The organism is Pseudoalteromonas sp. MMG022 (assembly GCF_021654245.1).
GTDB classification, from domain to species: Bacteria; Pseudomonadota; Gammaproteobacteria; order Enterobacterales; family Alteromonadaceae; genus Pseudoalteromonas; species Pseudoalteromonas amylolytica.
The window spans coordinates 152024-171181 of the sequence record NZ_JAKFZQ010000003.1 but is presented as its reverse complement, the minus strand read 5'-3'; the positions used below and the strand labels follow the sequence as shown (position 1 = coordinate 171181).

The 19158-nt window shown below is 42.4% G+C and carries 22 protein-coding genes and 1 tRNA gene; 4 read left to right on the top strand and 19 right to left on the bottom strand.

Annotated features, from left to right (window positions below):
- Nucleotides 1-316 precede the first annotated feature (316 nt).
- The 13 genes from flgL to L1070_RS03915 form a co-directional block, all read right to left on the bottom strand.
- Nucleotides 317-1531: a flagellar hook-associated protein FlgL gene (gene flgL / locus L1070_RS03975; protein ID WP_237124573.1), complete on the bottom strand. Its 1215-nt coding sequence runs from the start codon at nucleotides 1529-1531 to the stop codon at nucleotides 317-319.
- 6 nt (nucleotides 1532-1537) lie between these two features.
- The gene (gene flgK, locus L1070_RS03970) at nucleotides 1538-3538 is read right to left on the bottom strand and encodes a flagellar hook-associated protein FlgK (protein WP_237124572.1); all 2001 of its coding nucleotides are present in this window, start codon (nucleotides 3536-3538) and stop codon (nucleotides 1538-1540) included.
- A 1-nt stretch (nucleotide 3539) separates the two neighbouring features.
- Nucleotides 3540-4514 carry a flagellar assembly peptidoglycan hydrolase FlgJ gene (gene flgJ, locus L1070_RS03965; protein ID WP_237124667.1) on the bottom strand — a complete coding sequence of 325 codons (975 nt, stop codon included), beginning with the start codon at nucleotides 4512-4514 and terminating at the stop codon, nucleotides 3540-3542.
- Nucleotides 4515-4620: 106 nt separating this feature from the next.
- Nucleotides 4621-5715: a flagellar basal body P-ring protein FlgI gene (locus L1070_RS03960; RefSeq protein WP_237124571.1), complete on the bottom strand. Its 1095-nt coding sequence runs from the start codon at nucleotides 5713-5715 to the stop codon at nucleotides 4621-4623.
- A gap of 11 nt (nucleotides 5716-5726) precedes the next feature.
- Nucleotides 5727-6410 carry a flagellar basal body L-ring protein FlgH gene (gene flgH / locus L1070_RS03955; RefSeq protein WP_237124570.1) on the bottom strand — a complete coding sequence of 228 codons (684 nt, stop codon included), beginning with the start codon at nucleotides 6408-6410 and terminating at the stop codon, nucleotides 5727-5729.
- Nucleotides 6411-6425: 15 nt separating this feature from the next.
- Nucleotides 6426-7214, bottom strand: coding sequence for a flagellar basal-body rod protein FlgG (gene flgG, locus L1070_RS03950; protein WP_070984421.1), 789 nt, complete (start codon nucleotides 7212-7214; stop codon nucleotides 6426-6428).
- Nucleotides 7215-7232: 18 nt separating this feature from the next.
- Nucleotides 7233-7997 carry a flagellar basal body rod protein FlgF gene (locus L1070_RS03945; RefSeq protein ID WP_070984418.1) on the bottom strand — a complete coding sequence of 255 codons (765 nt, stop codon included), beginning with the start codon at nucleotides 7995-7997 and terminating at the stop codon, nucleotides 7233-7235.
- 133 nt (nucleotides 7998-8130) lie between these two features.
- Nucleotides 8131-9453, bottom strand: a complete 1323-nt coding sequence (gene flgE, locus L1070_RS03940; protein ID WP_070984415.1) for a flagellar hook protein FlgE — start codon at nucleotides 9451-9453, stop codon at nucleotides 8131-8133.
- Between the two features lie 46 nt (nucleotides 9454-9499).
- Nucleotides 9500-10177, bottom strand: coding sequence for a flagellar hook assembly protein FlgD (locus L1070_RS03935; protein ID WP_237124569.1), 678 nt, complete (start codon nucleotides 10175-10177; stop codon nucleotides 9500-9502).
- A gap of 14 nt (nucleotides 10178-10191) precedes the next feature.
- Nucleotides 10192-10626 carry a flagellar basal body rod protein FlgC gene (gene flgC / locus L1070_RS03930; protein ID WP_070984410.1) on the bottom strand — a complete coding sequence of 145 codons (435 nt, stop codon included), beginning with the start codon at nucleotides 10624-10626 and terminating at the stop codon, nucleotides 10192-10194.
- A gap of 5 nt (nucleotides 10627-10631) precedes the next feature.
- The gene (gene flgB / locus L1070_RS03925) at nucleotides 10632-11039 is read right to left on the bottom strand and encodes a flagellar basal body rod protein FlgB (RefSeq protein ID WP_070984408.1); all 408 of its coding nucleotides are present in this window, start codon (nucleotides 11037-11039) and stop codon (nucleotides 10632-10634) included.
- A gap of 82 nt (nucleotides 11040-11121) precedes the next feature.
- Nucleotides 11122-11955 carry a protein-glutamate O-methyltransferase CheR gene (locus tag L1070_RS03920; protein ID WP_070985570.1) on the bottom strand — a complete coding sequence of 278 codons (834 nt, stop codon included), beginning with the start codon at nucleotides 11953-11955 and terminating at the stop codon, nucleotides 11122-11124.
- Nucleotides 11956-11972: 17 nt separating this feature from the next.
- Complete coding sequence (locus tag L1070_RS03915; RefSeq protein ID WP_070984406.1) at nucleotides 11973-12905, bottom strand: chemotaxis protein CheV; 933 nt, start codon at nucleotides 12903-12905, stop codon at nucleotides 11973-11975.
- Between the two features lie 140 nt (nucleotides 12906-13045).
- Here L1070_RS03915 and flgA point away from each other — a divergent pair, with 140 nt between their 5' ends.
- The 3 genes from flgA to flgN all read left to right on the top strand — a co-directional run bounded on the left by flgA (nucleotide 13046) and on the right by flgN (nucleotide 14570).
- A complete protein-coding gene (flgA, locus tag L1070_RS03910; RefSeq protein WP_237124568.1) occupies nucleotides 13046-13753 on the top strand; it encodes a flagellar basal body P-ring formation chaperone FlgA in 708 nt (235 codons plus the stop codon).
- Nucleotides 13754-13822: 69 nt separating this feature from the next.
- Nucleotides 13823-14149, top strand: coding sequence for a flagellar biosynthesis anti-sigma factor FlgM (gene flgM, locus L1070_RS03905; RefSeq protein WP_070984402.1), 327 nt, complete (start codon nucleotides 13823-13825; stop codon nucleotides 14147-14149).
- Nucleotides 14142-14570 (top strand): flagellar export chaperone FlgN, encoded by a 429-nt coding sequence (flgN, locus tag L1070_RS03900; protein ID WP_237124567.1) that lies wholly within the window; start codon nucleotides 14142-14144, stop codon nucleotides 14568-14570. The genes flgM and flgN overlap by 8 nt, the downstream gene beginning before the upstream one ends.
- A 37-nt stretch (nucleotides 14571-14607) precedes the next feature.
- Here the strand turns inward: flgN and L1070_RS03895 are convergent, their stop codons facing one another.
- Nucleotides 14608-15087 carry an LPP20 family lipoprotein gene (locus L1070_RS03895; RefSeq protein ID WP_083330462.1) on the bottom strand — a complete coding sequence of 160 codons (480 nt, stop codon included), beginning with the start codon at nucleotides 15085-15087 and terminating at the stop codon, nucleotides 14608-14610.
- Between the two features lie 108 nt (nucleotides 15088-15195).
- Here L1070_RS03895 and L1070_RS03890 point away from each other — a divergent pair, with 108 nt between their 5' ends.
- Entirely contained in the window at nucleotides 15196-16389 is a 1194-nt protein-coding gene (locus L1070_RS03890) for a flagellar assembly protein T N-terminal domain-containing protein (protein WP_070984398.1), read from the top strand.
- Nucleotides 16390-16445: 56 nt separating this feature from the next.
- Here L1070_RS03890 and L1070_RS03885 read toward each other — a convergent pair whose 3' ends face one another.
- The 5 genes from L1070_RS03885 to L1070_RS03865 form a co-directional block, all read right to left on the bottom strand.
- On the bottom strand, nucleotides 16446-16928 hold the full coding sequence (locus tag L1070_RS03885) for a DUF1203 domain-containing protein (protein ID WP_237124566.1): 483 nt from the start codon (nucleotides 16926-16928) through the stop codon (nucleotides 16446-16448).
- A gap of 112 nt (nucleotides 16929-17040) precedes the next feature.
- Nucleotides 17041-17115: transfer RNA gene (locus tag L1070_RS03880), tRNA-Arg, on the bottom strand.
- A gap of 77 nt (nucleotides 17116-17192) precedes the next feature.
- Complete coding sequence (locus L1070_RS03875) at nucleotides 17193-17852, bottom strand: FlgO family outer membrane protein (RefSeq protein WP_070984393.1); 660 nt, start codon at nucleotides 17850-17852, stop codon at nucleotides 17193-17195.
- Nucleotides 17853-17860: 8 nt separating this feature from the next.
- Entirely contained in the window at nucleotides 17861-18538 is a 678-nt protein-coding gene (locus tag L1070_RS03870; protein ID WP_070984391.1) for a FlgO family outer membrane protein, read from the bottom strand.
- 13 nt (nucleotides 18539-18551) lie between these two features.
- The gene (locus L1070_RS03865; RefSeq protein WP_070984388.1) at nucleotides 18552-19148 is read right to left on the bottom strand and encodes a FlgO family outer membrane protein; all 597 of its coding nucleotides are present in this window, start codon (nucleotides 19146-19148) and stop codon (nucleotides 18552-18554) included.
- Between the last annotated feature and the right edge of the window lie 10 nt (nucleotides 19149-19158).

Sequence of the window (19158 nt, the reverse complement as noted above, 5' to 3'; positions counted from 1 at the left end):
TTCTCCCAATGTAAACTTTCGGTTTACTCTCAAACTTATAACTTTAAGCCTTCAATTTAATTTTTAATCTCTGGCTCGGTTACTTAAGTTATCGGAAGCCAAAAAAAATCCTTTAGTATTTTTTTAAAAAAAATAATAACCAACTGAATTTAAATAGAAAATAACCAGTAGTGTGAATTAATTGGTAGAAATGGAATTTGTAGCTTAACTGTGAGATACAGAATTATTAATAAATAAAAAACAAACAGTTATAGGTTTAAAGCGGGGAAAACAACGTGAAAGAATAAGAAGCTGCCAAAGTTTTGGCAGCCTCAATTTAACGAATATAGTCTAATAAGGATAGATTGGATAAGCGGCCAAATGTTGCCTGTGATGCTTGAAGTGCGGTTTCGTGTTTAGTTAACTCAGTGATTGCTTCGGCCATATCTAGTTCAACCAAGTTTGCTTTAGACAATTTATTGTTAATGTCTAGATCCGAATTTGCAGCTTCAATTCGCTTCGTTGTGTTTAAACGCCCCCCCAATACGGATTGTGTTTGCGACACTAAATTTTTAGCGTTATCCAAGCCCACCGTCGCATCAGCCAAAGCTTGCTTATATTGCTCTTGGTCCAAGCTGGTATCCGTTAAGGTGTTGACCAAATCATCAAGCGTATTTAACACATTTTGTTTTTGCGGTGCTTCTAGATCAAAGTCAATACTCGCAGGTGCCCCCGTAAATGTGACTTCAAAGCCATTAATGGAGACTTTATTGCCAGAGAAAGTACCTGAATCAATCGTTGTTCCACCAACTTGTAAATCAAACGTCGTGGCCGATGTAAAGTTGATGGTTACCGTGTTGGCATTCGCTGGTGCAGTTGGATCCGCGTTATAGTTAGTTCGGTGAAAAGTATCAAACGCCCCTTGCTCCTGAACATAAACGGTGCTTGTTGCTGGCACAATCGTTGTTTGGTCCACATCAAGGCGCTTGCTTGCCTTTTCAAACACATCAAAACCATTGTCACTGGATTTAATGCTAACTCCTTCTGCTACTTTAATACTGTGTTGACCTTGATCGCCTTGATACTCGTAACGTCCGGTACCACTGTTGTAAACATATGCCTGCTTGCTATCTTGATAACCGGCAAATATAAACCCACCATCTTCGGATTTCGCATTCATCAACTCAAAAATTGACTCTTTTAGAGAGCTAATCTCCGCAGCGACCCCTTCTCTATCAGCATCAGACAGCGCACCGTTACCTGCTTGCACAGTCAACGTTTGCGCTTTCGCAATCGCGCCTTTGATATTTTCTAAGACACTTTCTTCCATTTCTAGACGACTACTTAGCATGGAAGAGCTTTTTGCAAATTGCTCATTAGACTGGATCTTATCTGTGTATAACATTGAGCTGGCAATCGCTGAGGGGTCATCCGAAGCTGTGAGTACCCGCTTTTGTGTATTAACTTGCTGCTGCGCTCTGTTCACTTCCTGCTGATTGTTCAAAATCGTGTTCAGGTTATTTCTGAACATTAAATTGTTAGATAAACGCATGATTAATTACCTCGCCGCACTGAGTAGCGTATCAAATATGGTACGCGCCGCAGATATTATCTGCGCTGATGCTGAATAAGATTGTTGGAAGCGCAGTAAATTGGCAGCTTCCTCATCTAGGTTTACACCCGATATGGACTCAAACCAGGTCTCGGATTGCGTTGCTAGCGCATCAAATGCAGCACCATTGGTTTTAGCTTGATTAGCAATCACTCCGATTTCCGTCACCAAACCTGCGTATGACTCATTAAATGTTTTCAAATTATCTGCACTGGCTATCACGCCTTGGCGAACTAGCTCTGTATCTTTCAACTGACTCAAAGCCAAGCCATTTCGGTTATCATCAAAGCCATCGGTATTTACATCAATGATAAATTCATCACCTGTATCTGGCTGCCCTGAAATATCAAAGTCAAAGCCATAACTATCATAGGGTGCGCCAGCTTGGTTGAGGACACCATTGCCCGGTGGCGTAATGGTAATTAAGTTCGTACCATTACCGTCGTTTATTTGATACTGGTTTGCCACTGCCGTTTTGGTAATGGTGATCTGGCCTTGTGTCAATGATATAGGCGGGCTCGAAAAGTTACTCGTCGCGCCAGTGTCTGTTACCGTGCCAGCAGAAATACTTGCTGTACTAATATTACTCGCGCTCACTTGTGTTCTGATTGGCGAAGCTAGCGCCAAATGCTCTGGTCGCTGTGTCGCCATATCAAGCGAACCCGCAGCAATTGAGTTGAGTTTAACCACATAACTGTCGCCCGCTGCTGGCGCGCCGGTGACTGTCATATCTAAGCCGAAAGATTCACCAGAAGTAATAGTACCCGAGTTAATTGCCCCTGCTGTTACATTCGCAGTTGAAGGCGTCCCAATGACGTTACCCTTACTATCTATCGCTGCAATTTCAACGGTCGTTGCCGTTAAAAACGTTACTTGAAAGTCAGTTGCAGGTAGAGAGCTACCCAACCCAGACTCTAACGTCGCATTCACTACACCTGTACCGGTATTATCAGAAAACGCGTAACCTTGGACTGTCGGGATATTAAAAATATCACCGCCAAAGTTACCATCTAAGTCCATACCTAGGGCATTTTGCTGATTAAACGCATCTGCTATTGAAATACCAATTTGACCCAACTGGTTTTGTGCCGGTTGTAGGATTTCATCACGAAATGCCAATAAGCCGCCAATTTTTCCTTTCAACGAGCTAAGGTCTACATCCAGCGCTACAGCTGTACCGCCATTGACGTCTAATTTCAAATCTTTCACGTTTGGATCTGGATCACCGTCAAGTGCAAACGCATTAAATGTGCCGTTTTCCATTACAAGAGACTGGCCGGAACCCAAAAAGATAAGTTTTTCACCATTTGGACCATCCAAAGTTTCAATATCAACTAACCCAGATAAATCGCGAATCGCCTGATCTCGCTCATTTAAGACAGAAAGAGCGACAGTGCGGTCATCACTGGTATGCGTTGAGGCTACTTTATTATTTAGCTCACTGATTTTTTCGATCAAACTGTTCGCTTCATCTGTGTACAAACTAAGTTGCTCATTGACGACGCTCTTTTGGTCAAACACGATGTTCGATAAGCGATGCATTTGCTGAACGAGTCCCTCTGCCGAGTTCATGAATAAAGAACGAGACACAGTCGATGCAGGCTGGTTCATAGATTCTTGCAAGCTATTAAACATATTATTTATGCTTGTACTGAGGCTGTTTGACTCCTCAGCGAACAAGGTGTCTATGCGAGAAGACTCAGTTACAAATTGATCATAATAAGCTTTGTTTGAGGTATCACGGTTAAGTTGTTTAACCGCAAACTCATTGATCAACCTTACGGTTTCACCACGCCCAACCAAATTACCCACGGTTGTCGCATGCTCTGTGCGTTCGCGAATATAACCTTTCGTATTAAGGTTTGAGATGTTTCTACTGGTGGTTTGCAGTAACTCCGTGCTGGCACGAACGCCGCTGGTACCAATATGCATTAGATCGAATGACATCTTAGTTTACTCCTTGACGAATAAGCGATGTCAGCATTTGCTTAAACTCGCCACGCTGTAACACACTTTTAATTTTTTGCGCATAATTCGGATCTGTCGCGTACCCTGCTTGCTGCAACGCATCCAAGTACTGAGCTGGTTGTTTCACTTTCTTCAGTGCCTCTTCATAACGAGGGTTACTTTGTAAAAACTCGATGTAATCATTAATACTCTCTTTAACAGAATCATACGCTCTGAAGTTTGCTTGTTTTTGCACTGGCAAACCTTGTTCAAATTCCAAAGTCAACTTTCTGGCGCTTTCGCCCTGCCAGGACTTATCGGACTTGATGTTGAATAAATTAAAACTGCTAGAGCCATCTTGTTTGGCTATCACGTGCTTGCCCCAACCAGTTTCAAGCGCAGCTTGAGCGATCATAACCGCTGGATTTAGACCTATTTTTTGTGCAGCTTCTTTTGCATGGTCCCACATTGCGGTAATAAACGATGCGGGATCATCAAAGCTATCTTGTGGCGTGTCTTGCCCGGTTTTATTACTCTTTTCAACAGCATCTGTAGTCACACTCAATGGAGCTTGACCACTTGCGATTTTGTCACTTTGCAACTCAGCATTTGTACGTAATACAGAAGCAGGGGTATAGCCTTCACTATTTGGCGATAGTTGTTGCACTATCAAGTCTGCCAAACCAAGGCTGCCATTGCCTGAGAGCTCAATTGATAGTTGCTGGTCATGCATTTCTTCAAAGAACTTCACGCTGCTTGAATTAAATGGACTGTCTTTGTCTTCTAATACTTCGTTGGCTTTACGCATACTCTTTAGCAGCATCTGCGTAAAAATGGATTCAAACTGTTGGGCAGCCTTTTTTAACGCTTCATTCGATGCCTTTTGATCTGAAGCACTTTTTAAAGCATCCTGACGTAGAGAATCTAGGTTCCCCAAATCAAAAAAGTTCTGCTTGTCTAACTGATTGGTATTCATCTGCTCAACGACACAAAATAAAAATTCATAGTTAAACAAATGCAAAAAGCGAGCCAAAAAAAAGCCTCGATATTTCGAGGCTAACTGTTTGATTAAAAATAAAACTTTATATGACGACTAATTGACCATTAATTGCACCGGCTTCTTTAAGTGCTTCTAAAATCGCCATTAAGTCGCCAGGTGCAGCTCCAACCTGATTTATTGCCCGCACCAAATCATCGAGGCTCACACCTGGGTCAAAAACAAATGCTCTAGAATCGTCAGAATCGATATCGATGATGCTCTGCTGAGTAACAGCGGTTTCACCTTCAGACAACGCTTGGGGTTGAGACACATTTTGCTGCTCAGCAATGGTTACTGTTAATCCACCATGAGTGATCGCCGCTGGTTGTAGCTTGACATTTTTGCCTATCACTATGGTACCTGTGCGCGAGTTAACAATGATTTTGGCATTGGTGTCAGCAGGTTTGAACTCTAAGTTTTCCAAGGTCGATAAATAGGCTACACGCTGTGAAGGATCACGAGGTGCGATTACTCTTACAGATGCTGCATCCATAGGTTTAGCACTATTAGGGCCTACTAATTCATTAATCGTATCCGCTAAACGCTTGGCGGTTGTGAAATCTGGGCTATTTAGATTAAAAGTAATATGGTCACCTTGTGTAAAGGGACTCTTTACTGCGCGCTCTACCGTTGCGCCATTTGGTACTCTGCCAACCGTTGGGGTATTGATTACAACACGACTACCATCTAGACCTTCAGCGCCAAGGCCTCCGACTATCAAGCTACCTTGAGCAATGGCATATACATTACCATCAACACCTTTTAAGAAGGTTTGTAACAGTGTGCCACCGCGTAGGCTTCCTGCACTACCTATTGATGAAACTGTCACGTCAATTTGCTGGCCCGGTTTTACAAACGCTGGTAAGTCTGCGTGCACCGCCACCGCTGCGACATTCTTAATTTTCGGTTTTAGACTCGCAGGCATGGTGATACCAAAGCTGCTCAACATGGCTTTAAAACTTTGTTCTGTAAAACGGCTTTGTTCACCCGTACCAGGCAGACCAACAACCAAACCATAACCGACCAATTGGTTGGCCCTAACACCTTCGACCATGCTGACATCTTTTATACGCTCAGCATATGTGTCCTGAGCGAACAAACTGCCAAACAAAACGCATATTACAAGAAACAATCTCATCGTCTTTACCCCTAAAATGGCATTAATGTGCTCATGAAGAAGCGCGCCAACCACCCGGGACTTTGCGTTTCTTGCTGTTGACCTTTGCCTGAATACTGGATTCTGGCATTGGCGATACGATTCGACTCGACAGTGTTATCCGCTTTAACATCTGCGGCTCTAACTAAGCCTTCAAGGCGAATAAACTCTTCTCCAGTGTTAAGTGTTAACCACTTCTCACCACGGATCACTAAATTCCCGTTTGGCAATACGCGCATCACATTCACTGATATATTACCGAATAAGCTGTTAGATTGATTGGCTTGACTGTCACCCTGAAATGAAGACTCTGACTCCATTCCAAACTGAATGCTTTCTCTGCCAATATTCACTGCAGCCCCACCTAGCCCAATAATAGGGTCCAGCTCTATCTCTGATTCTTTATCCATTTGGCTGTTTGCCGCTTTTGACGCTTGCGTAGACTCTCGCAGCACAACCGTAATAATGTCACCGGTTCTCAATGCTTTTTTGTCAGAGTACAGATCATTGGCACGATGCTGATTAAACAAAGAGCCCGTTGCAACGATAGGCTCCGCATCCTGCTCAGGATACATAGGTGCATAATATGGGTCATCTCTTACCACATCACTATTTTGTGTTGATACACACCCTGAAAGTAAAGCAGTCGCTATAATAAATAAGCTAAGATCACGCATACAGCCCCCTAATGCTTATAACTGTTGATTGATGTAACTAAGCATTTCATCAACTGACTTAATTACTTTCGAGTTCATTTCATATACCCGTTGAGTTTCGATAAGGTTTACTAGCTCTTCGGTAACGTTTACGTTGGATGTCTCTAACGCACCTTGTACTATCGTACCTAACCCATCAACACCTGGATTGCCTTGTACAGGAGCACCACTTACCGCAGTCTCTGTATACAGGTTTTGCCCCATAGGCTCTAAACCAGACGGATTGATAAAATCACTTATCACTAATTGACCAATCACCACGTTCTCGGCTTGTCCGGAAATGGCTACCGAAACCTCTCCATCTTGAGACACCGTTATTGATTGCGCATCGTCGGGTACGTTCATTTCTGGCTGCACAGGAAAACCTGCCCCCGATGTTACAACACGACCTTCTTCATCCGTCGTAAACTGACCATTACGTGAATAGGCGGTTGTACCATCTGGCAATTGAATTTCGAAAAAGCCTGGGCCCTGTATCATCCAATCCAATGAATTTTCAGTGCTCAGTAGATTACCCTGAGAGAAATTCTTTTGGTTCGCGACAACCTTCGAACCGGCACCTAACATCAAACCTGAGGGTAACTCAGTATCTTGTGACGAGCGACCACCTGGTTGATTGATATTTTGATAAAGTAAATCTTCAAAAATAGCGCGGCTTTTTTTGTATCCAACCGTACTGGCGTTTGCAAGGTTGTTGGAAATAACGGCGATGTCTGTCTGCTGTGCATCTAAGCCTGTTTTACTGATCCATAATGCTGGGTTCATAATATCTACCTCACTTGGTTAGACTATACGCAACAGAGAAACATGGCGTTCATCCATCTCTTCTGCGGTTTTCATTAGTTTCATTTGCATTTCGAATTGGCGCTGATGGTTAATCAAATCAATCATTTCATGAACTGGATTAACATTAGAGCGCTCCAATGTGCCACTCATAACGCGTGCTGTGGGTGAAATATCACAAAACCCACATAACCCATTTACGAGGGCATCTTCTTTGGGGCGAAATAGACCATCATTGCCCTTTTCAAGCTGACTGTTGTCTGCATCAATGATTTTGAGTCGATCGACCACTTCCATAAAGTTGGCAGGAGCACCTTGCGGGCGCACTTGCACAGAGCCATCGTCGCTAAAAATCACCTTATCAATAGGGATAGGCAAAATAATTGGACCGCCCTCGCCAATAACTTGACGTCCGTGACTTGTGATTAATGCACCATCGGCACGAATGTTAAGGCTGCCCACTTTGGTATAAGCCTCATTACCCGCCTCATCAACCACACTAAGCCAAGACTCCTGCGTTACAGATATGTCTAGGTCACGTGCTGTTTCAACAATAGGCCCAGACACTAAGTTTGTGCCAGGCCTTTCCTGCATCGCGAAAACTCGCGTAGGTAACCCTTCACCAAACGCTTGCATAGAACGAGCTTGCGCAAAGTCGGCCTTGAAACCTATGGTATTGGCATTGGCAAGGTTGTTTGCTTTTACAGCGACACCACGTAAGTTTTGCTTAGCGCCTGACATAGCGATATAAAGCACTTTATCCATATCACTAACCCTATTGTTAAATTCATCTGGTTAGATAAAGCAATAATGGTGCCAACAAATAAATGACAGTTATTTTGAGAAATGAGCAGTAATAAAAAAGCCGCATGTAGCGGCCTTTTCAGTAGGTTTGATATTATCGGATCTGTAGGATGGCTTGTTGTAGTGTTGAATTCACTTCTAGCGCACGCGAGTTCGCCTGAAAATTACGCTGAGCGCTGATCAAATCCACCAGCTCATTTGTTAAGTTAACGTTTGACTGCTCAAGTGACGATGAACTGATACTGCCCAAGGTTCCTGACGCAGGCTCACCCGCAATAGGCTCACCTGATGTTAAACTTTTCTTCCAAGCAGTGTTACCAACAGGTGATAAGCCTTGTGAGTTGGAAAAACGTACCATTGCCACTTGGCCTAAGTAAGTTGAATCACCGTTACTATAGGCCGCGATGATCTTACCATCAGACCCAATGTCGATACTTGATAAACGACCAACTGTTGCACCATCCTGCTCAAGTGCCTTCACTTCAAAGCGGCTTGCATATTGTGTTGGCAGCTTGTTTGTCGTGTTCGCCTCGTCTCGCCAGTTCATCGTAACGTCATTTGGGAATGTCGCACCATTTGAAAGCATACCAGAGAGGTTAGCACCTGTTAGGGTTAACGGGTCAAACGTAGAGCCTGTATTGGCAGTACCGTCTGTTGTTGATGGTAAACCACTGGCATCAAAACCAAATGTTGTGATTGGTGTGCCTGCACCCGCTGTACCCGTATTATCAAATTGCGTACCATCCAATGTCCCAAACACCTCCCACGTATTGGCAGCGGACTTTCTGAAGAACAGCTGCATGACATGTGGTTCACCCAAAGAATCATATACCGTGGTCGACGTTGACGAGTTAAACGAAGCGCCTTCCGTTGGGTCAAATGGAATCGTTGGCACTTGTTCACGAGAGTCAACATTAAATGATGAGTAAATCGTTGACGTTGCGCGTGGAGAGCCCGAAGCATCCGGGATCTGTAACGCGGTAGAGGTACTTAGACTTACTGAGGTTGTGTCACCTGTTGATGCATCAACCGGGAAACCTTGTAAAAAGTTACCCTGCGCATCAACAATGAAATTATCACGGTTTAACTTAAACGCACCTGCGCGAGTAAAAGTGTAATCCTGAGAGCCAAATTCTTCACTCATTGCAAAGTAGCCTTCACCTGTAATGGCCAAATCCAATGAATTATTGGTGAACTTCAGCGAACCTTGGTGAAACTGCTGGGCAACCATGGTTGTTTGTGCACCATCACCAGCTTTAGTCTTCGCAGAACTGAATACTGATGCGGCATATACGTCAGCAAACTCGGCTCGTGACTCTTTAAAACCTGTGGTGTTTACGTTTGCAATGTTATTTGCGGTCACATCTAAATCTTTTTGCGCGGCCGCTAAACCTGTTAATGCAATATTGAAACTCATACTCTCACCTCTTGTACTGTAAGGTTAATTCTGTGACTAACGATAGTTATGCGATTTCTGCGACATCAGTGAGTTTCACCGCGCCAGAAGACGTGTTGATTATGATGCCATTAGCACCATTCACATTTACACTATCTATGTTTTTAAATGTTGCTATCGGCAAGCTGGTAAATTGACCATTCGCTCTGCCTTCTGCTTTAACTGTGTACTCACCATCTGGCATCATAGTGCCATCTTGGTTTTTACCATCCCACTCGAACCTTAATGCTCCAGCGGTACGACTACCCATATCCATGGTTCTAACCAATTGGTTTTTCTCGTCGTAGATGCTAATGCTCAGATTTTCAACAGGTTCTGTTGTAATAACCGAGCCCTTAGCAAGTTGATCTGCGCCAATATTAATCGTATCTGATTCGAGTAATGCTTTTTTGCCAACTAGCGTCGATGCCTGTAATGCGGAGTTGGACGTCATTGACGCCGAAAGCATTTCAAACTTTGAGTTAAGATTTGAGATACCTTCTGCCATGGTAAAGTTCGTCATTTGTGCGATCATCTGATCGTTATCCGCAGGCTTACTAGGATCTTGATATGACAATTGCTGTGTTAACAAGGAGAAGAAATCTTCCTGCGTCAACGTGTCATCCTTTTCTTCTGGTCTATTTTTTTCAGACCAACGAAGCGAATCCAAATAAGAAGACGATGCGGCATTAATATCATTACTCATCAGCTATACTCCCGTTAACGCTGACCAAGTAGTAAAGTTTTGCTAAGCATTTGTTTAGCGGCGTCTGCTACTTGTACATTTGTCTGGTACGAGCGTGAAGCGGAAATCATATTGGTCATTTCTTCCACGACATTCACATTCGGTTTATAGATATAGCCATCCTTATCTGCACTTGGGTGGTTAGGGTTATACTCCACTTGTAGTGGTTTATTGCTTTCCACAATACCTAACACCTTTACACCAACTGATGCACCTAACTTAGTGGGATCTTGCACCGATGATGCTTTCGTTAACTCAGCAGCAAAAACAGGGTGTCTCGCACGATATACTTTATCTTGGCTCGAACTAATACTGTTTGCGTTTGAGATGTTACTGGCAGTGGTATTGAGGCGAATATTCTGAGCACTCATACCTGAACCTGCGATATCAAATACGTTATATAAACTCATAATAATTACCCTTGACTACCGAGGGCTTTATTTAGCCCTTTAAACTTACCAGAAAGAAACTGCAAACTTGCTTGGTACTCTAATGAGTTTTGTACATACAAGTTTCGTTCCACTTGTACATCTACCGAGTTCCCATCACCTGTATCTGCTTGATTTGGATTACGAAATAGTTCAACACCGCCGGTCATTTTAGTGCCACCATTGAGGTGATTTTCATTGGTACGGACCATAGTGTTGCCGCGCTGCTGGCTCGATTTTGCCGCCTTAAATGCCTGTGCAAAATCGATATCTTTGGCTTTATAGCCTGGGGTGTCGGCATTGGCGATATTACTTGCTAGAATTTCCGCTCGTTGAGACCGAATGAGCATTGCATGTGGATGTACGCCCAACGCCTTATCAAAACTAATTGCCATAACACAACTCCAAAAATTTGACTCTTAGGAGTTAAAGCAAAAGGTGGGCCAAAAATAATGCCGGCGGTAAAACCGCCGTATACTATTGTTTTTTCTGGTAAATAATTCCTGGGTTACAGCGGATCATATCAAATGAATCGCTTAACCCTGCCATTGATTCGGAAGCGCCAAGAAACAAATATCCCTTAGGATTTAATGCTTGGGCAAACTGTGAAATGATCTTAGCTTTGACTTGCGGAGAAAAGTATATCAGTACATTTCGGCAAAATATAACATCAAACTTTCCCATTAACGCATAGGAATCGAGCAAATTAAGGTGCCTAAAATTAACCATTTTGCGAATAGGGTCGACCACCTGAGCCATACCATTACCACTATCTTTAAAAAACTTCTTTCTACGCTCAGCCGACAACCCTCTGGCAAGAGCAAGCGCATCATATTCTGCATTTTTGCACATATCCAACATGGTATTAGAAATATCGGTGCCCGTTATTTGGACACCCATCTTTAGACCACCTGGGCTTTTGCTTTGAAATTCGCTCGCAGACATGGCAATAGAATATGGCTCTTGTCCTGATGAACTGGCCGCTGACCATATCTTAACTGGCCTTCTTAAATCGCTAAATTCAGGAAAGATCTTAGTTTTTAGTAACTCAAATGGATAGGCATCCCTAAACCATAAAGTCTCATTGGTGGTCATAGCATCGACCACCGCGGCACGTAATTGCCGCTCATGAGGGCTTAAAGTCTTACTGACCAATGCAGATAACGTATCAACACCAAATCGAGCCATCAATGGTGCCAAACGACTTTTCACTAAATAAAGTTTGTTATCGCCAAGTACGATACCACACTGCTGCTCTAGAAAAGTTCTGAATTGATCGTATTCGCTTTGTTGAAGGTGTTTATTTTCCAAAGTATTACCGCCATTCATTAGTCACAGTGAACCCACTTTTTAACGGCAGCTGCCAATTCATCCGGGTTAAACTTTGCGATAAAATCATCTGCACCGACCTTTTCGATCATGGCCTGATTAAATACCCCGCTCAAGGAAGTATGTAAGATAACGTGTAAGGGTGCCAATTTTGGATCCGCTTTTATTTCTGCTGTTAATGTATAACCATCCATTTCAGGCATTTCAACGTCAGAAATAAGTAAACCTACTCGCTCGGTAATATTATTTTGACAATCCACTTCAGCGATTTCCCGAAGCCTCAATAGCGCTTCTTTACCGTTTTTAGCAAGCTCAGTTTGTACACCTAACGGCTCAAGTGCTCGTTTTACCTGATTTCGCGCTACCGCTGAGTCATCAGCAATAAAAACAATTCGCTCACCTAAATCTTTTTGCATTTCGCCATCTGATACTATGTCTTGACTAACCTCGGTATCCACAGGACATATCTCATTGAGAATTTTCTCGACATCTAATATTTCAACTAGTTCATTTTCAATCTCAGTGACCGCGGTAAGGTATGAATAACGGCCTGCACCCGAAGGCGGTGGCATGATCTTTTCCCAGTTCATATTTACGATGCGCTCTACAGCACCAACCAAAAACCCTTGAACAGAGCGATTGTATTCGGCAATGATGATAAAGCAGTTATGGATGTCTTCAATAGGCGGGCCACCTACAGCCAAAGACATGTCTATCACCGATATGGTTTGCCCTCTAATATGTGCTACTCCCCTAACGAAAGGGTTTGACTTAGGCATGTTTGTCAATGGTGGACATTGGAGCACTTCACGTACTTTAAATACGTTAATGCCGAAACGTTGTCGACCCTTAAGCCTGAAAAGCAACAACTCTAGGCGGTTTTGCCCAACCAACTGTGTCCGTTGGTTTACTGAGTCTAAAATACCTGCCATCTCAATCTCCTACCTATAACATTGCTTAACGGAACGATACTTGCAGACGCTAATAAAGGAACTTTAACTCTTGAAGAGGTGCCACAATTAACGCAAAATCTTTATACCCTTTTTCACATGATAAGCATAGTCGAAACATCATGAGTTTGTTAAAAAAAACCAAAACCTTCGGGTTTTTTTCCACAATGGTATATATTCTACTCAGTTGTGAAGTTTATGCTCAAAATTACAACAATCAAGCACTTGAAGAAGCTGCTAGGACCTATATTGCAGACTTAATTGCAATGAAGCCTGATAGTAAACTTCAAATCAGTGCAATTCCTTTGGATGCAAGACTTCCAACCCGTTACTGCGAGCAACCAATCGATATATCTACAAATGCGTCGCCACCGTTTAATCGGCAGGTAACCGTACAACTTAAATGTGACGATTTATCTGGTTGGACACAGTACGTTCATATTCGTGTTGAGGAACTATTCCCTGTCATCGTCAGTAATGCCCTTATTTCCAAAGGCGAACTGTTGACTGAAGAGCACCTAAAATTGGAGTATAGAGCCAAGCACTTCGTCAGAGCTTCATACATAGACGATAAAAATTTACTAATCGGCAGCCGAAGTAAGCGAACTTTGCGAGAAGGTATGCCTATTGGGATGCATCAAATCTGCATGGTATGTAAAGGCGATATCGTCAGCATTTATGCCAAAACAGCAACTTTGACTATTAAAACAACGGGAATAGCTTTGCAAGATGGAAACATCGGTGAGCAAATTCAAGTTAAAAATCAAAAGTCTGGAAAAATACTTTCGGCAAGGGTAAAAGATGTTGATTCTGTTGAGGTCAATATCTAAAATTTTTGCTAAAGTTATACAAGTAGCAGCCGATATTCTAAACAAGAAAGTAATTTTTGGGTCACAATCATGGTAAATAACGTTAAAGGTCAAACGCAATCTAGCAGCGTGCTTAATAATATTAAGCAACAAAAAGCTGAGTTGCAAAAAAATGAAGCAAATGCGAGTAGCAATGCGCAAACTAAAGCGCCTGAAAAAGCCGCATCTGATTCTGTTAGCCTAACACCTCAAGCTAAGCAGTTGAAAAGCCTGCAGGACAAAGCGCAAGATGCGCCAGCATTTGACAATGAAAAGGTAGCTGAACTTAAAAAAGCTATCAGCGAAGGCAAGTATCAAATAGACGCTCAAAAGTTGGCGAAGAATATTGCTGCATTCGAGTTTGACATGTATGGATGATCAACTCTCACTTTGCATACATAAGCTAGAGAAGCAGCTCACTCATTTAACAACTCTGACCCTGTTGTTAGATAGTGAGCTTGATGCGTTGGCGGCCAAGAAAGGTGATGGACTGAAGGGTCTCGCTAAGGAAAAGTTACAGCTACTCAACACAATTCAAAAAGTTGACAAAGAACTGTCAGGCTTTGATAAGAGTTTATTTCAACAACAAGAAGCCAAAGATTACGCTTCAAAAATTGATGCACTACTGCGAGAGTGTAAGCACAAAAACGAAGTAAATGCGCATGCAGCACACTTAGCACATCTAAGTGTAAGAGAGTTAAAAGATATTTTGATAGGTGTGCCCTCTTCCGTTACCTACAGCCAAGATGGTGCTGTCGTTTCACGAAATAACGAACTCGTTAAAAATCTAAAAGCATGATCGTCAGGCTCTGTGATTAACAGAGCCTCAAGCCACATCAGTAATAAGTAACCCGCTTGATTTTTCTAGGTTTCACTTGAGTAATGTACAAATCATGTACACGCTTCATATCAAGCTCAAGTTCTGTCACATATGTGTCGCCTGCTGAATAGCTCTTCACTACTTTTGCGCCTCGAATGACACCATTCACTTGACTCTGCAATCCATCGTTTTGTGCTATCGCACCTTTTACCGTCATCGTTGACGAGATATTTTGGCCATAAACCTGCTCAGTCAGTTCACGATATGCTTCTAGTTTTGAAACCTTAACAGCCATAAGCATTTTTTGCGTGTCATTTTCTCCAGGCTGAGCACTCAATGGCGCATACCCAATTGCTTTTAACACGGGGTAATGATCTGGTTCAATGTACTCGTATTCAATATGCTTGTCGAAAACACTACTACAACCAGTTAGAATAAACAGTAAACTTGCCGTCACTATAAAATTAGCTAGATTTATCGTTCTACTGATGTCCATCTTTGCTCACCTCATAAAAATAATGCATTTCACGATGCACAATCCTTGCCAAAAATTATGGTACATGAATTGCTTTAGTTAACTATCAATCTTTCGAGGTTCTATATTATGATGAAGGCAATCACATTATTCGCACTATGTGTGATGAGCTTAGGCGTTAAGGCTGAGTGGTATGAGGTAGTTGGCTATGCTAGCACCCAAGGGCGTGATGTATCTCAAGCTCGTCAAGCAGCCGTAAAAGATGCTATCACACAAGCACTTATATTCTCAGGAGCAACCGTGACTAGCGTGCAAAGCGTTGCTGATGGGGTCTTGGCTCAAGATGATTTGAAAATAAAATCTCATGGTGAAATTCAACAAATTAACCTCGTCAGTGAAAGTAAAGAGCAAGATCAATATACCGTCACACTACATTTAGATATTTATGCGACAAAGGGACAATGTTTAGCACAACAATTTAATAAGCAAATAGCCATCACGCAAAGTCAGCTAACTCAGCCGCACCAAGCAAGACTGGGTCAAATATTTGACATATCTAAATCGGTGTCACAAAGACTGTTTAATACTCTGAACGAGCGCACCAATGCGGTTAAGCCTATCCCTTACTTGAATACCGCAATAAACGTGCAAGAGTATTTTACGCAACAGTTTGACTACAATCACTTGCTTGTTGAAACGATTGCCATGAATAGTAACAGCCAATATGTACTACTAAGTCAAATCACAGATGTAGCTGGGTTGGATAAACTCAATAACGACTACGCGTTCTGGCAAGATGATGAATACCTGAGAAGTTTTAAGATAGATTTTGCGCTTTATGATGCCATGACCTTTGAAAAAGTATGGTACCAACACTATACAACTCAAGGGATTTGGCCTTTCGAAAAGACTGAATTAATTGATGTATACAGCGAAAAATTTTGGCGCTCTCATTATGGGCAGCGCATTCAGGAAGTTTTTAATAAAGTGAGTCAAGACCTCAATACAGCTGTGTCATGCATTCCCACTAAAGGTAAAATTCTATATTTAGACAGTGAGCAGGTTGTCATCAACTTAGGTAAAGATCATGGCCTGGAACCTGGCAAGGTATTAACTATCATGCATCGCAGCGATATCATGATGGGTAATGGCAATATCATTAACTCAACGACAAAAACAATAAACCAGCTCAAAGTAGTCAATGTAAATATGCAAAGTGCAACAGCGGTAAACTTAAATACTCGCCCGCTTAGCAATGTACAACTCAATGATATTGTACAAGTACAAGTCAAAAGCGAAGAGAGTTTTGCTCTGGATAACTAGTAACTTTAATTCACTAGGTAGCGCGGTTTCTTCGCGCCACCTAGATCAACCGACTATCAATAGCTCTCAGCTCGATAAGCTACACAGCTATAACACCCAGGGCTCGCATTGTGAATGTGCACGTAATCAATTTCTGGATTAGCGAATATCTGATGTATCACTCCCTTTACCTGTTCCCCTTGTACAATAACGGCTTCCAACATGTCATGATGTGCGCTATACCCTCGCAATGACAGTAATCGCTGGCTCAGTACTTCGGGGATCTCATTCACCGATAGGTTAGCTGTTTTTGCCTGCTCTCTTACAAAGATTGGGCCAGATGAACGATAAGGAGAAGTACTATCATGATGAAAAAAGTGCACAAGCATAACTCGCTCCCCAACCTGTGCATCAACTAAAGAAACACGACATGGGAAGCCTGGCATAGAGTCCACATAAACCCACCTAGCATCGACCGCAGCTAACGCGCTCTGATCCAAAGACATCAGTGGTGTGAAAAGCTCTAAATCTAGCGCTTTAATAATAAAATCAGTGTTCATATGCCCACCCTAGTTAGAATAAAAGGCGAGTATAAGATCGATGACTTTATGGGGCTGGCTATAAATGGAACTGTCGCTATGTAAAATCTGATCTGAGATGGGTATTAAGAGCTGGCGGCCCCTGCAGGAATCGAACCTGCAACTATCCCTTAGGAGGGGACTGTTATATCCATTTAACTAAGGGGCCAAAGTGACTAAAAGTATAGCCCTTTGGCTTCTTTAATTTCAATACTTTTTTATAAAAGTCAGCAACTTAATTATGCTTTAATTGACGCTGGACAAGACGATATTTGCGCTTTGTAGCACATAATGAGGCAGCAACTTCGTACTTGTCGCAATCACTTGCTTTGAATCTATATCTATCACACGCGCATTTACCTCCACCCCCATACTGCGATATATCATCGTGCCTGAAAGTATATGACTAGCAATACGTTGATTCGTTAGTGCCTTCACCTCTCTTGAGAATGAAAAGTCGCCACTGGAGGTTACAGAAACCGAATTAGCAGTTTTAAAATCTACGACCCCATAGCCAAACTTTTGTAGTTGGTGAATAAAGGTTTCCGCTAGCTGATTTCCTAATTGATTTGTAGTACGCAAATTGTTGTCAAAATCTACAAATGATGCTACTGCAATACTAATATCTTGCTCAGAATTCATGGTATCTACCAAATCAAGCGCCATTTGTTCGACATAATTTGCTAAACGTAAGTGATGTTGAGATGGGTTAAAGCGACGTGTATTTTGTAGCGCCGAAAACTCGTCCGCTAGTTCGTCCTCAATTAACTGTTGCTTGGTTTGAGCATTGCTGGACTGGTTGTGTGCGGTACGCTCTTCTTCTACATAGATCTTAGTTGGGATCAGAAGTTGGCACCCACTAAGCGCAAGTACCAGTGTGCTCAGAAGGTAAATTCGCTGTTTCATACTATACCTCAGTTACTGGCTTTTTTTAGTAAAATACCATCCGTTCTGTAGCTATTACCTAATGCATCAACTACAGATTGGGGGATAAATCCTTGCGCAGAACCAACCACAGCTTTACTGTTTATGCCTACTATACGTGCGTTAACCAACACCCCGCCTTGGTGATTAACTAAAGTACCAGCAAGTACATATTGAAAGCTCTGTGTTTCATTCAATTCCAAATAATCTCGACTAAACACAAAATCGCCATCTGGGGTCACTCGCATATAATCTGTCGTTTTAAAATCCACTACCGCAACACCAAACTTATGTAACTCATGCATAAAGCTTTCTGACAATTGATTGCCAAGTAGTGTCGCTTGATCATAGTTATCATCTAAATAAACAAAACTAGAGACCGCCAAAGGCGTTTTTGAATTAACATATTGCAGGTTCTCGACCATATCTTGCATTATTCCACGTACATAGTGGTTAATGTTTTTGCGGCTCATACTAGCCATCTGGCTCGCCGTGTTGGGTATTGCATTACGAGACTGAAAAGCTTCTTTTGGTGCACTTGGAGCCTTTACACTGCGCTGCCCACTTTCGACAGTCTCTTGTTGCTGCGTAGGCTTCTCCCAACTGCTCATCATGTTCGCACAGCCAACACTCAACGGTAGTAGTAAAATATATAAAAAATTCTTCATCGTATGTTCCTCATCAATATTCACTACGATAGATCAAGCCATCGCGTTGCTGTACTTTTTCATCTGACCACATCACATTGATGGGGATCTCTGCTGTCGCCGCAGAGACAATTCGGCCACTTTGCATATCTATAAGTCTAGCATTAACAATATATGCATGTTGCTGCTGGGTTAATGTTCCTGCGACTATAAAGTCAATGTTCTGACGTTCACGCAAATTCTCTAGATTACGACTAAGCATACTGTCGGCATTCGCAAGCAAAGTAAGTTGGTCTTCTAAACGGTGCTCTACTGTGTGATAACCTAACTGAGTGAATTGAGTTAACAAGCTTTCTTGGATCTGCTGACTTAAACCTGAAGCTTGCTGATTTGCTAGTTTCTCACCTAAGCCATCGGCTTTAAAAAAGCTCATCACAGCGATTCTAGCATTACGCTTTCGGACACCAGAAATATTGCTTAGCTGTACACTTAAATCCCCCACATATTGGTGAACAGTATACGCAGCCATTTTCTTTTCAGGGGTGACGTACAATGTATGTTGCTTTTTGGCATCATTGGGGCTTTGACACCCAATCAAGCCGACACATAGCGCAAGTAGTAAAAACCGCATGATTATTTAA